Here is a 16,072-nt window from a genome sequence, read left to right on the forward strand (position 1 = left end):
AACGGTTCTGCCTGGCGCCAAAAATCATCGGACATCTCTTGAAAGGCCATGGCATCCTCGATACGCGTGATTGTCGTACCTAAGATACTATCTTATTTGGCATTTTAATTATTAAGCATTTTCTGTTCCGGATATCCTCTAAGGTCATTTTCGGAGTTCGCCTAATGGCCGAAAGGTGTCAGCCGGATGACCAGAAAAACGAGTAATACGAGGTGAAGGCTGTAGCCCTGAGAAGCTGTCTGGAAATTCGCAGGGGTTACTTCAGTCACCCTCGCAGCGTCGATCGGGGTCTCTAGGATGATTTCAAGACTTTGTGTTCTTGTTTCCAGAAAAATATAAATTATTATCAATTACTTGCGTGGATTGCTCCACAGGCTGCTAGCCCCGAGAAACATCGATTTTGGGTGAGAGCCAATCCTGTCAGATCGGGCGCAGGCCAAGCGGGCAGTGCGTCATTGACGAGCACCAACCGCCCCCCGGGATCTCAGACGGCGTCGCGTGTCACAAGGGGTCCGTCGCAGAGCGAGACGATGAGGATGCGCTGGGTGGGCGGCACGCCTTGCCATCCTGCATCGCTGACAGGGGCTCACTCATTGCGGCTTAAGGTGGCGAACCCCTCACGGGCGCAGAGCTGATCCCGTTCCGCCTCCTTGAGGTCTTCACGCATCATCTCGCTGACCAGCGCGCTGAAGCTGACCTCTGGGGTCCAGCCGAGTTGCTCGCGCGCCTTGGTCGGATCGCCGAGCAGGGTTTCGACCTCGGTGGGGCGGAAGTAGCGCGGGTCGACGGCGACAATGCAGGCGTTGGTTGCCTGGTCGTAGCCCTTCTCGTCGACGCCTTGGCCTTCCCAGCGGATGCCGATGCCGATCTCGCGCGCGGCGACCTCGACGAATTCGCGCACGCTGTGCTGCTCGCCGGTGGCGATCACATAGTCCTCGGGCGCTTCCTGCTGGAGCATCAGCCATTGCATGCGCACATAGTCGCGGGCATGGCCCCAGTCGCGCTTGGCGTCCAGGTTGCCCAGATAGAGCCGTTCCTGCAGGCCGAGCTTGATGCGGGCCAGGGCGCGGGTGATCTTGCGGGTGACGAAGGTCTCGCCGCGAATCGGGCTCTCGTGATTGAAGAGGATGCCGTTGCAGGCGTAGATGCCGTAGGCCTCGCGATAGTTGACGGTGATCCAGTAGGCGTAGAGCTTGGCGACCGCGTAGGGCGACCGCGGATAGAAGGGCGTGGTTTCGCGCTGGGGGATCTCTTGCACCAACCCGTAGAGTTCTGAGGTGGATGCCTGGTAGAAGCGTGTCTTCTGCTCCAGACCGAGGATGCGGATGGCCTCCAGGACGCGCAGCGGGCCGAGTGCGTCCGAGTTAGCGGTGTACTCTGGCTCCTCGAAGGAGACCGCGACATGGCTCTGGGCCGCCAGGTTATAGATCTCGTCCGGCTGCACCTGCTGAATGATGCGGATCAGGCTGGAGGAGTCGGTCATGTCGCCATGGTGCAGGACGAAGTGGCGGTCCGAAGCGTGGGGATCCTGGTAGAGATGATCGATGCGATCGGTATTGAATAGCGAGGAGCGGCGCTTGATGCCGTGGACCTCGTAGCCCTTCTCCAGCAGCAGCTCGGAGAGATAGGCGCCGTCCTGTCCAGTGACGCCGGTAATCAATGCCTTCTTCACGTTCAACTCCTAATCGTCTGCTGGTTCTCGAGAAACCAAGCGTAAGTCTGTTGTAGCCCTTCGCGCAGCCCGGTTCGGGCCTGCCAGCCCAGCGCCTTGAGGCGCGAGACGTCCATCAGCTTTTGGGGCGTGCCGTCGGGCTTGCTGGTGTCGTAGCGCAGCTCGCCCTCGAAGCCGACGATCTCGGCGATGGTCTCGGCCAGCTCGCGGATGCTGACATCGGTGCCGGCGCCGATGTTGATGTGCGAGAGCATCGGCTGGGTGTGGGCTTGAAGGGTCTCCAGCGGTAGGCCCATGACGTGCAGACAGGCCTCGGCCATGTCGTCGACGTGGAGGAATTCACGCCGTGGCGTGCCGGTGCCCCAGATGGTGACGCTGGGCGACTGGGTCTCCTTGGCCTGGTGCAGCTTGCGCAGCAGGGCAGGGATGACGTGGCTGTTCTCCAGGTCGAAGTTGTCGCCGGGGCCATAGAGGTTGGTCGGCATCACGCTGCGGAAGTCCGTGTCGTATTGGCGGTTGTAGGACTCACAGAGCTTGATGCCGGCGATCTTGGCGATGGCGTAGGGCTCGTTGGTCTGCTCCAGCGGTCCGGTCAGCAGCGCGTCCTCGGCCATGGGCTGGGGCGCTAGGCGCGGGTAGATGCAGGAGCTGCCGAGCAGCAGCAGACGCTTGACACCCGCGCGGTAGGCGGCATGGATGACGTTGGCCTCGATCATCAGGTTCTGATAGATGAAGTCGGCGGGGTAGCTGTTGTTGGCCCAGATGCCGCCGACCTTGGCGGCGGCGAGGATGACGTGATCCGGTCGCTCGGTGGCGAAGCAGTCATCGACGGCGGCCTGGTTGGTGAGATCAAGCTCGGCGTGGGTGCGGGTGAGCACTTCCACGCCGTCGGTCTGTTCCAGCCGACGGTGGATGGCCGAGCCGACCATGCCGCGATGGCCGGCGAGGTAGATCTTGCCGCTTAGAGTTAGGGGCGTGGCTTGGCAGTTGGCTTCCATTTCAAAGTGCGTTCCTTTGAGTGAGACCAAGGCTTAATCGGCCATGGATATTAATCACTTGCGCGGGCTCCATCAAGCGAAACGAGACGGGTGAGGGGGCCGGAGTGCCGGGGTCTTGAAGCGCGATCTCTGAAATCTGGTGTTGGACGAAGCCGCTGCGCGGAGAAAGCCCATGCGGCGGCGTGGCGCTTAGAATGTAACCTCAAGCCCTCGGTTGCGAGGGGCCGTTTGTTCTCGAGCGATGCGCAGCAAGGTCTCCGGCGCTGCTCCATCCTCAGCGCATTTTCTCAGGTAGGACGCGCGCTCCGATGCCAGGGGCGCCTCAAGCTGGTAAGTGATTGTGCTCGGTCGTTTGAAAAGCTTGTCGAACATGGTCAATCTCCTGTGCAAAAGAGATTTGACCGACAAGATCGTTATGTGGCGTCCAGCCTCGCCAAGCTCTAACCTGGTCAGACGGTTAGGGTCTCACCGCCACATAACAGGCAACGCCACATTACGCATCTTATGTGGCGCGCCACATAAGATGCGGTAGTCCCGCACGTCCGGATCTGTGGGAGCCGCGGGTGCGTAAGCACCCGTGGCCACCCGGTGCCGATCGCTTGTGCCTATCTGTAGTCAGGGCTTCTAGCCCTCAGATCGTCAGGCCAAGATGGCCTGACTACAGAGTCAGCTTTGCAGCCGGCCGGAACGATGATCAAGGCTAGCATCCCGGAAGTCTTGCGGCCTTATGCCGCGGGCAGTTGATCGCTCGGCGTCGGCCATCTCGCAGCACCATCCGAATCCCCTGCGATACGCGAGGTTTAACCCGCTGCTGGGCGTCGATGGCCAGTCCGTGTTCGACGGCGCGATGAATGGCCAGATTGATGACCGGCGCGCGGCTCTGCCCGATCCGTCGGCGCTGCTTACGGCAGCGCACAGACGCGCCGGTTGCGAGGCGACAGAGTGCGGCATGCCGGGTCGATCGCCGATCCCGGCAGGCGTCGCGCGCTCTGCGTTACGCGATCACGATCAACAGGGAGCGATGACGCATGAACGCCAAACATGCATTGCATCACCTGCGCTTCGGCTTTGACGCAGCCCAGGTGCTCGCCGCCGCCTGGCAGCAGTTGGCCCAGCAGAGCCGGGGCACTTCCTCATGAGCACCCATATCAGTCCGCTCGCCGGCCAACCGGTGCCGAAGGATCTGCTGATCGACGTCGACCAGCTCGTGGCGGCATACTTTTCGGAACGCCCCGACCCGAGCGTGCCCGCCCAGCGGGTCGCCTTCGGCACCTCGGGCCACCGTGGCTCGGCCTTCGACGTCTCCTTCAACGAATGGCATATGCTGGCCATCACCCAGGCACTGTGCGATCACCGCAAGGCCCAGGGCATCGCCGGGCCGCTGTTTATGGGCATCGACACCCATGCCCTGTCCGTACCGGCCTGCGCGAGCGCCCTTGAGGTGCTGGCCGCTAATGGCGTGGAGGTGATGCTGGCGACCCACGATGAGCCCACGCCGACCCCGGCGGTCTCGCTCGCCATCCTCACGCACAACCGTGGCGTCGCCGAGCCCGGCCGACGTGCCGACGGCATCGTCGTCACGCCGTCGCACAACCCGCCGCGCGATGGCGGCTTCAAGTACAACCCACCGCATGGCGGGCCGGCCGGGGAGGGCATCACCGACGCGATCCAGGCGGCGGCGAATCGCTTTCTCGAGAACGGCCTGGACGGCGTGCGCCGCCTGCCGCACGATCGCGCTCTGGCGGCCGCGACGACACACCGGCACGACTACCTCGGGCACTACGTGGCCGAACTCGACCAGGTGATCGACCTGGACCTGATCCGCAACGCAGGGCTCCGCCTGGGCGTCGACCCGCTGGGCGGTGCCGGCGTGCACTACTGGGCCGCGATTGCCGAACGCTGGAAGCTCGACCTGACCGTGGTCAGCGAGCAGATCGATCCGACCTTCGCCTTCATGACGCTGGACTGGGACGGTCAGATTCGCATGAACCCGTCCTCGGTCTATGCGATGCAGCGGCTGTCGCCATCAAGGACCGCTTCGATATCGCCTTCGCCTGCGACACCGACCACGACCGCCACGGCATCGTCACGCCCGCCGCCGGGCTGCTGCCGCCGAACCACTACCTCGCGGTGGCCATCGACGATCTGTTCCGACATCGACCCCAATGGGGCGCAACCGCCGCCGTGGGCAAGACCGTGGTCAGCACGCAACTGATCGACCGTGTCGCCGCACGACTGGGCCGTTGGCTCTATGAGGTGCCGGTTGGCTTCAAGTGGTTCTCGCAAGGGCTGCTCGACGGCCGCCTGGGCTTCGGTGGCGAAGAGAGTGCCGGTGCGGCCTTCCTGCGCCGCGACGGCCGGGTCTGGACCACCGACAAGGACGGCCTGATCGCGGCGCTGGTCGCGGCCGAGATCACGGCCCGCTGCGGCCGCGATCCGGGGGCGCTCTACCTCGATCTCGCCGGGCAGCTCGGTAGCCCGGTCGAAGACCGCATCCAGGCGCCGGCAACGGCGGAGCAGAAGGCGCGTTTGGCGGCACTGTCGCCGCAGCAGATCGACGCGACCGCACTGGCGGGGGAGGGGATCGTCAGCGTGCTCAGCCAGGCACCCGGCAACGGTGCGCCCATCGGCGGCATCAAGGTCAGTGCCAAGAGCGGCTGGTACGCGGCCCGGCCCTCGGGCACCGAGGATCTCTATAAGATCTACGCCGAAAGCTTCCAGGGCGCCGCGCATCTGCAGCGCATCCTGGTGGAGGCGCAGGCCACCGTCGACGCCGCGCTGGCGCCAACGTCATCGGCAAAGCGACCGTGAGGCAGGCCGCGTCCTTGCCTCCAGCGGCAGACGCCAAGCCTCTATCGCCGGCCGACGAAGCCATGCTGGACGGCCTGCAGCGCGCCGCCTTCGAGTATTTCGTCCGGCACACCAACCGCGACAATGGCCTGGTGGCCGATACCTCGCGGCCGGGCTCGCACGCCAGCATCGCGGTCGTCGGCTTCGCCCTCTCGGCCTATCCGGTGGGCGTCGAGCGCGGCTGGATGACGCGCGGCGACGCGCTGCGGCGCAGCCTGACCGCGCTGCGCTTCTTCCGGGACAGCGATCAAAGCGGCACGCCGGAATCGACCGGGCGCAATGGTTTCTACTTCCACTTCCTGCACCTGGACAGCGGCACGCGCGCCTGGCGTTGCGAGGTCTCGCTGATCGACACCGCGCTGCTGCTGGCCGGCATGCTCACGGCGGCGACCTATTTCACCGCAGCCACCCCAGACGAGACCGAGCTGCGCGCGCTGGCCGACAGGCTTTATCGCCGTGTGGACTGGTGCTGGGCCCAGCGCAAAGGCGCCGCCCTCGTGATGGGCTGGAAGCCCAAGAGCGGCTTTCTCAACTACGGCTGGAAGGGCTACAGCGAAGCCCTCCTGCTCTACACGCTGGGCTTGGGCTCGCCGACCCATCCGCTGAGCGAGGCCAGCTTCCCGGCCTGGACCAGCACCTACCAGTGGGAGAACCTCTACGGCATCGACTTTCTCTACGCCGGGCCGCTGTTCATCCACCAGTTCTCGCACGTCTGGATCGACTTTCGCGGCATCCGCGACGCATTCATGCGCGAGAAGCGCTGCGACTACTTCGAGAACAGCCGCCGCGCCACCTACGTGCAGCGCGAGTACGCCATCCGCAACCCGCGCGGCTTCGTCGGCTATGGCGAGGACGGCTGGGGCCTGTCGGCCGGCGACGGGCCCCGCGCCCCACGGCAACGCATCGCCGGGCGCCGCCAGTCGTTCTACGGCTATGCGGCGCGCGGTGTGCCCGACGGCCCCGACGACGGCACGCTCGCCGGCCCCTCGGTGCTGGCATCCCTGGTCTTTGCCCCCGAGATCGCGCTGCCGGCGATCCGGCGGATGCTCGCGCGCGGGTCCGCCACCGACGACCGAGCCGCGCGCGCCAGCGGCTTCAACGACAGCGTGCACGGCGGCTGGATCTCCGAAGGCAGCTTCGGGCTCGACCAGGGCCTGATCGTGCTGATGATCGAGAACTTCCGCTCCGGCCTGCTGTGGCGCCTGCTGCGCGGCTCGGCGCCGATCCGTACGGGCCTGCACCGCGCCGGCTTCCGCGGCGGATGGCTGGCCGAGGACGGGCAGCCATGAGGGCCAGGACGCAGGCGTCTTCCCCCAGCCGTGGCGAAGCCGGGCCGCAGAGCCGCGGCGCGCGGCGAACCGGTGAGTCAGATCCGACCGAGCCCGCGTGACGCGGATCGGCAGGGGCAGGGCGACCATACCCGCTACGACCTGCTCATCATCGGTGCCGGCCCCGCTGGTCTGGTGGCGGCTCGGGAGGCCGTCGCCGCGGGCGCGCGGGTGGCGTTGATCGAGTCGCGCCACATCGGCGGCAACTGCCTGAACGAAGGCTGCATTCATTGCCAGCTACGCTGGCCCTGTCTTATACGCGCTTACCCCACCATCATCATGGTCACTGCGTAGCAACTCGCTGAGCAGACCAGGGCCGATCGCGAACGGCTCCAGTCCAACCCGCCCCAGCTCCGTTGCCGGTGGTGCGCACTGGTGGCGACACCTCTCCATAAAGAACAGATGACAGGCCTGCGCTCCGTTCGCTACCGCACGGAAGGCGCGAAGGTTTCGCCTTAGGATGGAATTCTCGTGGTGGCTGACAAGAGGGTGATGACGATCCTCGGCCACAAGCATGAGAGGAGCGGCGTAGAGGCGTTCGGTTGTAGGCATCGCGCTAGCTGTCCTTCCTGGCGCTACCACTGCGAGCGCGACTTTCGTCCTCGCAGGGGAGGTCCCGCTCATTTCGCGATGGGCATGTCCGCTTCCCCTAGCAAAACCCTCGCGAGCAATCGTCGCGCAGCCCGCCCCACAACCCAGGACCGTCAGCCATGACCACCGCCGCCCTCACACCCGAACTGCTCCACCAGATGGACGGCTACTGGCGTGCCGCTAACTATCTGTCGGTCGGCCAGATCTATCTCTACGACAACCCGCTGCTCAAAGAGCCGCTGAAGCTCTCGCACATCAAGCCGATGGTGCTCGGACACTGGGGCACGACGCCGGGCCAGAACTTCATCTATGTACATCTGAACCGCGTCATCAAGGCGCATGACCTGGACATGTTCTACATCGCCGGCCCTGGCCACGGTGGCCCGGCGCTGGTGGCCAATACCTACCTGGAAGGGACCTACAGCGAGCGCTATCCGAACATCGGCCAGAACGAGGCCGGACTCAAGCAGCTGTTCACGCAGTTCTCCTTTCCCGGCGGCATCGGCAGCCATGTAGCACCGACGACGCCAGGGTCGATCCACGAAGGCGGCGAGCTGGGCTACTCGCTCAGCCATGCCTTCGGCGCCGCGTTCGACAATCCCGGGCTTATCATTGCCTGTGTCGTCGGCGACGGCGAGGCGGAGACCGGCCCGCTGGCGACCGCCTGGCATTCCAACAAGTTTCTCGACCCCATCACCGACGGTGCCGTGCTGCCGATCCTGCATCTCAACGGCTACAAGATCAGCAATCCGACCCTGCTGGCCCGCATCGAGCCCGAGGAGCTGGAACACTTCTTCCGCGGCTGCGGCTGGACCCCATACTTCGTCGAGGGCGACGAGCCGGAGCGCATGCACCAGCTGATGGCCGAGACGCTGGACCGGGCCATCGCGGACATCCAGCGGATTCAGCGCCAGGCGCGCGACACGCAGGATGCCTCCCGGCCGCGCTGGCCCATGATCGTGCTGCGCTCGCCCAAGGGCTGGACCGGACCGGAGCAGGTCGATGGCGTGCCGAACACCGGCACCTTCCACTCGCATCAGGTGCCGATCGTCGTTGATGCCGAGCATCCCGACCATGTCCAAGCGCTCGAACGCTGGATGCGAAGCTATCAGCCGGAGGAGCTGTTCGATGCGGATGGCCGACTCCTCCCGGAACTGGCCGCGCTCGCGCCCGAGGGCAAGCGGCGCATGGGCGCCAATCCGCACACCAACGGCGGCGATTTGCTGCGCGATCTGCGTCTGCCTGATTTCCGCGCGTCAGCGTTGCCGGTGCCATCCCCCGGCGCCATCGAGGCCGAGGATACGCGCGTCCTGGGTCAGTACCTGCGGGATGTGACCAAGCTGAATCAAGCACCACGGACCTTCCGCCTCTTTGGCCCCGACGAGACCGTCTCCAACCGCTTGAGCGCGGTCTTCGAGGTCACCGACCGCCAGTGGGACGCGCGCACCCTCGATAACGACGAATTCCTCGCGCCCGCTGGCGGCGTGCTCGACGCCATGCTCAGCGAGCACCAATGCCAGGGCTGGCTGGAAGGCTATCTGCTCACCGGACGGCACGGGCTCTTCAACAGCTACGAGGCCTTCATCCGCATCGTCGACTCCATGTTCAGCCAGCACGCCAAATGGCTGAAGGTCACCGCCGAGCTGCCCTGGCGGCGCAAGATCAGCTCGCTGAACTATCTGCTGACCTCCCACGTCTGGCAGCAGGACCACGACGGCTTCACCCACCAGGACCCCGGCTTCCTCGATCACGTCATCAACAAGAAGGCCGACATCGTGCGCGTCTACCTGCCGCCCGATGCGAACTGCCTGCTGTCAGTGGTCGATCACTGCCTGCGCAGCCGCCACTACGTCAACGTGGTAGTCGCGGGCAAACATCCCATGCCGCAATGGCTCGGCATCGACGACGCGGTGGTGCACTGCACCGAAGGCATCGGCATCTGGCCCTGGGCCAGCAACGATCAGGGCAGCGAGCCGGACCTGGTGATGGCCTGTTGCGGGGATACGCCGACGCTGGAGATCCTCGCCGCCGTGTCCATCCTGCGCGAGCATCTGCCGGAGCTGAAGATCCGGGTGATCAACGTCGTCGACCTGATGCGCCTGCAGCCCAGTCTGGAACATCCGCACGGACTCACCGACCGCGACTACGACGCGCTCTTCACCAAGGACAAACCCATCATCTTCGGCTTTCACGGCTACCCCTGGCTGGTCCACCGCCTGACCTACCGGCGTGCCAACCACAACCTGCATGTGCGGGGTTACAAGGAGGAGGGCACCACCACCACGCCCTTCGACATGCGCGTGCTCAATGAGCTGGATCGCTTCCATCTGGTGCAGGACGCGGTCGACCGCCTGCCGCACTTGGGCACCAAGGGCGCGTACCTGAAACAGTTGGTTCAGGACAAGCTGATCGAGCACCGGCACTACATTGGCAAGCATGGCCGGGATCTGCCGGAGATCCGCAACTGGACCTGGAACGTCGGACAACCGAAACCCGAGTGAGGATCAAGATGAACACCCAAGCACTGATCGACACCGCTCAAGCCATGGTGGCCGAGGGCAAGGGCCTGCTGGCCATGGATGAGAGCACCGGCACCATTCACAAGCGCTTCGCCAGCGTCGGCATCGCCCAGACCCAAGAGGCCCGACATGCCTGGCGGGATCTGCTGGCGTCCACGCCCGGCCTCAACGCGTCGATCAGTGGCGCGATCCTTTTTGACGAGACGCTTCGACAGCAGCGGCCGGACGGAACGCCACTGGTCAGCCTCCTCACCGCGGCCGGCATCATCCCCGGCATCAAGGTGGATCTCGGGGCCAAGCCGCTGGCTGGGCATCCCGGCGAGACCGTCACCGAGGGACTGGATGGCTTGCGTGCACGCCTGGCGACCTATGTCGACCTGGGCGCGCGTTTCGCCAAGTGGCGCGCCGTGCTGAACATCGGAGATGGACGACCCACCCGGACCGGCATCGAGGCCAATGCGCATGCCCTGGCGCGCTATGCCGCCCTGTGCCAGGAAGCCGGACTGGTGCCCATTGTTGAGCCTGAAGTCTTGATGGACGGCGACCACAGCCTGGAGCGCTGTCGGGTGGTGACGGAGGAGGTCCTGCACCGGGTGTTCGGCCAGCTCCATGCGCAGGGCGTCCTGTTCGAGGGGATGGTCCTGAAACCCAACATGGTGGTGCCGGGATTGGGTTGCGCCACGCAAGACAGCGACGAGGCGGTGGCCGACGCCACCCTGCAATCTCTGCTGCGGGCCGTTCCCGCCGCGGTGGCGGGCATCACCTTCCTGTCGGGTGGGCAATCCGATGAGTTGGCCACCGCGCGGCTGAACGCCATGAATCGGCGCTTCCGCTCCGTGTCGGCGCAACCGCCTTGGCCCCTGTCGTTCTCCTTCGGGCGTGCGCTGCAGCACCCGGCGCTGGCGGCTTGGGCGGGCAACGCGGCGAACCATGACGCGGCGCAGCAAGCCTTGCTGCATCGCGCCCATTGCAATCACGCCGCGGTGCTTGGTGAATACAAGGCCGCGATGGAAAGCCGATAGCGGCGCTTTTGCAGGCCGAGCGGCCCCCGCCTTGTCGGTGCTGAAATCGAAGAGCGTCTCGTCTGGTGGAACCGCCTATCGGTGTTCCACCCTACGCGGGCTCGGTTTCGAGGGGGGCCGTCAGTTCCGTCGGGATCATGGGGGTCGCGGGCACCCGATGAGGGGGGCGCAGCAGCGGCCGGATGGCGTCGAGTGGGAGGAGTCAGCGATTCGAGTGCTCGATGATCGCCAAGGGCATCGGGGCGAGATCAAGCTGGTCAGATCCCTTGCGCCTGGACGACGATCGATCCTTCGACCGTCGCTACGCTGGATTGAAAGAGGGGATGCGAGTGAGGGCGTTGAGCGGAGAGGTGGATGGTTCGAATGGCCGCAGCGGACAGGTTCCTAGGAGCAAGGCCGGTGACGCGGAACTTGTGGGCTTTGAGAGAAAACGCCTAAGCGCGTCTCGGCCCGCCGCTCAGACCGAGGCGCCCTTGGCGTTCCCCAGTAATGTCTTGGATTCGTGCTTGGACTTCTTCGCATTCTTTTTTTCTTTGGGCGTCAGGCTGGGTTTCTTCTTTGTTTCTTTTTTGCTGAGTCGTTCTTTGGTCATGGGGTATCTCCCGAGAGTGTGGAGGTATCACCGGGCCAGATGGCCCGGTCGGTTTGCAGCCCGGTCGCTATTTGCCCACAGGGGCCGCAGTCTTGTCGGTGCTGAAATCGAAGAGCGCGTAGGCCGGGCAGAACCGGAACCCGGCGGTGCCGAGCAGCACTGCGCCGATCAGTCCGCCCACCCAGCCGCCGCCGAAGAAGACGCTAGCGATGAGTAGAACGCCGAGCGCCGCGCGGATCATGCGATCGTTGTTGCCGATGTTGTGCTTGGTGTAGTCAAAATTCATGATCAGTGCTCCAGTGGTTGAGGATCGATCTTGGCCTCCGTGCCGCTTCACATCTCCTTCTTGACGTCCCTGGCCGTGTCGCTCACGGCGTCACCGCCGCTTTGGATGTCCTTGCCGGCGCCCTCGATGGTGTTGCAGCCGGACAATCCGCTCATCGCGACCAGAAGAATCATTGCTAGGAGCTTGTTCATCACCATGACCTGTTATCTGTCTGTCTATGCCATGCCTGGCCGTTGCGCCACCGTCAGCCAGTCCTGGCTTCATTGGCTCCCGGTCAACCGGGGTCAGGGTGTTGTCGACGACGTCAGGCAACCCTTGAGGTCAAAGCTACGCCGAACGGACCCCGTCTTCAGTGCGCTAGCGAACTTAGGCCCAATAAAAAGCCGCCATTGCATCGATGGATTGCAATCGGCCGTGACGGATTGCAATGTCCAGTGACGGCCCAAGCTACACTTGCCCTGTATCCGGTCGTGCTCGATGCGATCCGCCAGGTCGTCGAGACCGCAGACCGCTTCGTCAAGGCTGTGAGTGTCCGCGGCGAGATGACGGGCGATCCGCCAGCGATGCCAACCGCAACGCTGAAGGTGGAACCGCTTCGCGTTCCACCCTGCAAGGTGATGCCGTCGCGATGGTCGGAGTGATGACCAAGGCTGTGTTTCCAGACAACCATTCCAATGGCTTCCAAGCGCCTTGCGCCAGGAGTTGACTGATGCAGATTCGGCTCGGCTACGAGTTGGTCTATAGGTGCCCTCAGCGCACGCCCATGATCCTGACCCTGAATGTCCACTACAGCCGGGTCTCCGACCTGCTGGGTCCGGACCATATCCGCACCGAGCCCGCAGTGCCGGTCATCGCCTATCGCGATGGCTTCGGCAACTGGTGCAGCCGGCTCGTGGCCCCGCCGGGCGACATTCGAATCACCGCCGACACCACCATCAATGACAGCGGTCTGCTGGATGCCGTCGACCCCACGGCGGTGCAGCACGCGGTCGAGGATCTGCCCAGTGAGACCTTGGTCTACCTCCAGGGCAGCCGTTACTGTGAGACCGATCGACTCTCCGAAACGGCCTGGTCGCTGTTCGGGCAGACTCCCCTCGGCTGGCCGCGCGTGCAGGCGATCAGCGACTTCGTGCATCAGCACATCACCTTCGGGTATCAATACTCCCGCGCCACCAAGACCGCGCTCGAGGCTTATCAGGAGCGGACTGGCGTCTGCCGCGACTTCACCCATTTGGCCGTCGCCTTTTGCCGCTGCATGAACATTCCGGCACGCTACTGCACCGGGTATCTGGGCGATATCGGAATCCCTGCTTCGCCCGAGCCCATGGACTTTTCCGCTTGGCTGGAGGTGTACCTCAGTGGACGCTGGCACACCCTGGATCCCCGCAACCGGGTCCCTCGTATCGGGCGGGTGCTGATCGCCCAGGGGCGTGACGCGGCGGACGTCCCGCTCAGCAACACCTTCGGCCCCGCGACGCTGACCGGTTTCCGGGTCTGGGCCGATGAGGTGGGCGTGTGAGCCTGATGACGGACGAGGCTGGCTGGGGGGCATGGGCGCAGCTGGTGCCGGAGATGGCGCAGGCGCCCGCGCTGCTCGACCCCGACGAGCCGCCGCCGTTCGAGGTCGTGAATCCCGGCGGCGCGGCGAACCTCCTGCTGGTCTGCGACCACGCCTCCAACCGCCTGCCGCGGCGACTCGGCAGCCTCGGGCTGACGCCCGAGCAGCTTGAGCAGCACATCGCCTGGGATCCTGGCGCGGCCGCCGTCGCCCGCGGCCTTGCAGCGAGGCTCGATGCCCCGCTGATCCTCGGCGGCTACTCGCGCCTGGCGATCGATCTCAACCGCCCCCTTGAGAGCCCTGACCTGATCGCCGCGCAGAGCGCGGGGATCCCGATTCCCGGCAACCAGGGGCTGCGCCCAGAAGCGCGGACTGCCCGGATCGCAGCCCTGTTTCTGCCCTATCACCGAGCGATCGCGCAGTGGCTGGATGCCCATCCCGACCCCGCGCGGCAGCTCATCAGTGTGCACAGCTTCACCCCGCGGTTCGTGGGCCAGTCGCGCCCCTGGCCGGTCGGCCTCGCCTATGGCCGTGATCCCAGGCTCGCCCAACAGCTGCGCCACGTGCTTGCCCGACAGTCCGACCTGCTGGTGGGTGACAACCAGCCCTATGCGATCGAAGACGCCCACGACTTCACCTTGCCCACGCATGCCGAGCGTCGCGGCATGCCTCATGTCATGGTCGAGATCCGTCAGGACGGACTCCAAAGGCCGGCGCAGATCGCCGACTGGGTAGAGCGACTGGCGCAGGCCTGCCAGCACATTGATGAGGCGCTGCTTGGCGAGCCGATCTCCGAAGGCTAAGGCGGCCGATCGGCGTCTGCGCGAGTCCGCGCGGAACGCTTGCCGAGGGCCTGGAGGACAAATAACCGGGTTTACTCGGCGTTTGCGGATGAAACTCAGTCAATCACCCGCCGTCTGAGTCTTTGCGCGACGAACCATGCGCGCGAGCTTCCGCGCATGAACCAGATTTCGATCCGAGGAGAGCACTCATGACAACACGCCTCAAGATCCGCTTTCGGCTCATTGGGCCTCTGGTCGCCGGGTTTTTACTCACTGCCCAGGCCCCGGGCGTCTTCGCCGATGTGGGTGGTGCAAGCGCGGCGGCGGACCTGCCCTGGACGCGGCCATCACAGGAGGAGATCAAGGCGCGCCTCGATCCGCTGCAGTATCGCGTCACCCAGCGGGATGGGACGGAGGCGCCGTTCCGCAATACCTACTGGGACAACAAGGAGGAGGGCATCTATGTGGACGTGGTCTCTGGCGAGCCGCTATTCAGCTCCCGAGAGAAGTTCAAATCCGGCACTGGTTGGCCGAGCTTTTATGCCCCCTTGGAGCCGGACCTGATCGCCGAGCATACCGATCGGTCACTCGGTGTGGTCCGGACCGAGGTGCGCTCGCGCATCGCGGATTCGCATCTCGGGCATGTCTTCAACGACGGTCCGCAACCGACCGGATTGCGGTACTGCATCAACTCTGCGTCCTTACGGTTCATCTCGGTCGATGACTTGGAGAAAGAGGGCTACGGCAAGTATCTCTCCCTCTTCACCGAGGCCCGCTAGATCGACGCCTGCGGCATTGCTCGGCGGTGCGCTGGAGCAGGTTGCTCAAGCGACCTGCGACCCTGGTTTCGAAGGGGTCGCCCTTGGCGCTGGACCTCGGTCTCCCGCATGAAACCATGCATCAGTTTCCAGCGCCTGCGCCGACGGCTCAGCGGCATGGAGTGGGAGGCCGCAACGATCCAGCGCAGTAAGAAGGCAAGGAAACCCTGGCGGGGCAGGGACCTGGCGATGTGCTTGACGGAGTGCGATTGAGACATGTGCTTTAGGTCACCTTAGGCGTTAGGTTGAAATCTGAGGGGCTAAGAAAGTGCCCATCAATGGTTTCCCGATGCGAGCGATCCCGCCCGAAGTCCCCCCTGGCCCCCTTTGCGAAAGGGGGGAGGGTTGTTGATGGTCTCTTTCTAAGCGTCAGACCCCTTTGAAGGTCGCGCGCAGCGCTGGTTCGCTTGTCGCAGTAGCTGCCGACATCCAGCGTGGGCGAGACTTGATGAGGGGGTTCTCTCCGGCCCCAATGGCGTCGCCGATCTGCTTGTTGATGACTGAATTGCAGAGATGGATGAACATAGGCTCTTCCGCTGCGTGCTGCGCGATGATTGGCTCTTGTTCGAAAAATACGAACGATTCGCATTAAAGTCAAGGGTCGGAGAGCCAAGCTGCGATTGGCCAGGACCTTGCGCCCTCACGGCTGCCTGCCATGCGGGGCAATAGGCTGGGGCGATTGCGCCCTACGCGGTATCACAGCCTTTCCACGGCCGCGAAGGTTTCCATAAATCGACTCGAATGCTACTGCTAAGAAGGCGCCCATCAATGGTTTCCCGATGTGAGCGATCCCGTCCGAAATCCCCCCTAGCCCCCCTTTGCGAAAGGGGGGGAGTTGTTGATGCTTTCCCGATGCGAGCGATCCCGTCCGAAATCCCCCCTGGCCCCCTTTGCGAAAGGGGGGAAGTGGTTGATGGTTTCCCGATGCGAGCGATCCTGTCCGAAATCCCCCCTGGCCCCCCTTTGCGAAAGGGGGGAAGTGGTTGATGGTTTCCCGATGCGAGCGATCCCGTCCGAAATCCCCCCTAGCCCCCCTTTGCGAAAGGGGGGAAGTTG

At 64.5% G+C, this 16,072-nt stretch carries 15 protein-coding genes; 10 read left to right on the plus strand and 5 right to left on the minus strand.

Features of this window, described 5'->3' with window-relative positions:
* Positions 1-586: 586 nt before the first annotated feature.
* Complete coding sequence (gene gmd / locus G3480_RS20740) at positions 587-1,672, minus strand: GDP-mannose 4,6-dehydratase (RefSeq protein WP_164655802.1); 1,086 nt, start codon at positions 1,670-1,672, stop codon at positions 587-589.
* A gap of 2 nt (positions 1,673-1,674) precedes the next feature.
* The gene (gene fcl / locus G3480_RS20745) at positions 1,675-2,670 is read right to left on the minus strand and encodes a GDP-L-fucose synthase (protein ID WP_164655803.1); all 996 of its coding nucleotides are present in this window, start codon (positions 2,668-2,670) and stop codon (positions 1,675-1,677) included.
* 1,135 nt (positions 2,671-3,805) lie between these two features.
* On the opposite strand from fcl, the gene G3480_RS28585 reads away from it, so the two are divergent.
* From G3480_RS28585 to G3480_RS20770, 6 genes are all read left to right on the plus strand, one after another.
* A complete protein-coding gene (locus G3480_RS28585; RefSeq protein WP_240905949.1) occupies positions 3,806-4,885 on the plus strand; it encodes a phosphoglucomutase in 1,080 nt (359 codons plus the stop codon).
* Complete coding sequence (locus tag G3480_RS28590; RefSeq protein ID WP_338114191.1) at positions 4,801-5,481, plus strand: phosphohexomutase domain-containing protein; 681 nt, start codon at positions 4,801-4,803, stop codon at positions 5,479-5,481. Before G3480_RS28585 ends, G3480_RS28590 begins: the two co-directional genes overlap by 85 nt.
* 62 nt (positions 5,482-5,543) lie before the next feature.
* Positions 5,544-6,809 carry a glucoamylase family protein gene (locus G3480_RS20755; RefSeq protein WP_164655804.1) on the plus strand — a complete coding sequence of 422 codons (1,266 nt, stop codon included), beginning with the start codon at positions 5,544-5,546 and terminating at the stop codon, positions 6,807-6,809.
* Between the two features lie 72 nt (positions 6,810-6,881).
* Positions 6,882-7,142 (plus strand): FAD-dependent oxidoreductase, encoded by a 261-nt coding sequence (locus G3480_RS29070; RefSeq protein ID WP_338114192.1) that lies wholly within the window; start codon positions 6,882-6,884, stop codon positions 7,140-7,142.
* A gap of 416 nt (positions 7,143-7,558) precedes the next feature.
* On the plus strand, positions 7,559-9,940 hold the full coding sequence (locus G3480_RS20765) for a phosphoketolase family protein (RefSeq protein WP_164655805.1): 2,382 nt from the start codon (positions 7,559-7,561) through the stop codon (positions 9,938-9,940).
* 8 nt (positions 9,941-9,948) lie between these two features.
* Positions 9,949-10,980 (plus strand): class I fructose-bisphosphate aldolase, encoded by a 1,032-nt coding sequence (locus G3480_RS20770; RefSeq protein ID WP_164655806.1) that lies wholly within the window; start codon positions 9,949-9,951, stop codon positions 10,978-10,980.
* A 457-nt stretch (positions 10,981-11,437) separates the two neighbouring features.
* Here G3480_RS20770 and G3480_RS29075 read toward each other — a convergent pair whose 3' ends face one another.
* The 3 genes from G3480_RS29075 to G3480_RS20780 form a co-directional block, all read right to left on the minus strand.
* The gene (locus G3480_RS29075) at positions 11,438-11,572 is read right to left on the minus strand and encodes a hypothetical protein (protein ID WP_276611734.1); all 135 of its coding nucleotides are present in this window, start codon (positions 11,570-11,572) and stop codon (positions 11,438-11,440) included.
* Between the two features lie 67 nt (positions 11,573-11,639).
* Positions 11,640-11,858, minus strand: coding sequence for a YgaP family membrane protein (locus G3480_RS20775; protein ID WP_164655807.1), 219 nt, complete (start codon positions 11,856-11,858; stop codon positions 11,640-11,642).
* Between the two features lie 47 nt (positions 11,859-11,905).
* Positions 11,906-12,049, minus strand: coding sequence for an entericidin A/B family lipoprotein (locus tag G3480_RS20780; RefSeq protein ID WP_164655808.1), 144 nt, complete (start codon positions 12,047-12,049; stop codon positions 11,906-11,908).
* Positions 12,050-12,292: 243 nt separating this feature from the next.
* Between G3480_RS20780 and G3480_RS20785 the strand changes: the two genes are divergently transcribed.
* The 4 genes from G3480_RS20785 (at position 12,293) to msrB (ending at position 14,977) form a co-directional block, all read left to right on the plus strand.
* Entirely contained in the window at positions 12,293-12,499 is a 207-nt protein-coding gene (locus G3480_RS20785) for a hypothetical protein (RefSeq protein WP_164655809.1), read from the plus strand.
* Positions 12,500-12,567: 68 nt separating this feature from the next.
* A complete protein-coding gene (locus G3480_RS20790) occupies positions 12,568-13,377 on the plus strand; it encodes a transglutaminase-like domain-containing protein (RefSeq protein WP_164655810.1) in 810 nt (269 codons plus the stop codon).
* Between the two features lie 5 nt (positions 13,378-13,382).
* Entirely contained in the window at positions 13,383-14,219 is an 837-nt protein-coding gene (locus G3480_RS20795; RefSeq protein ID WP_240905951.1) for an N-formylglutamate amidohydrolase, read from the plus strand.
* Positions 14,220-14,407: 188 nt separating this feature from the next.
* Positions 14,408-14,977 (plus strand): peptide-methionine (R)-S-oxide reductase MsrB, encoded by a 570-nt coding sequence (gene msrB / locus G3480_RS20800; protein WP_164655811.1) that lies wholly within the window; start codon positions 14,408-14,410, stop codon positions 14,975-14,977.
* Positions 14,978-16,072: the final 1,095 nt, after the last annotated feature.

Origin of the sequence: Thiorhodococcus mannitoliphagus (assembly GCF_010915725.1) — a bacterium.
Taxonomy (GTDB): domain Bacteria; phylum Pseudomonadota; class Gammaproteobacteria; order Chromatiales; family Chromatiaceae; genus Thiorhodococcus; species Thiorhodococcus mannitoliphagus.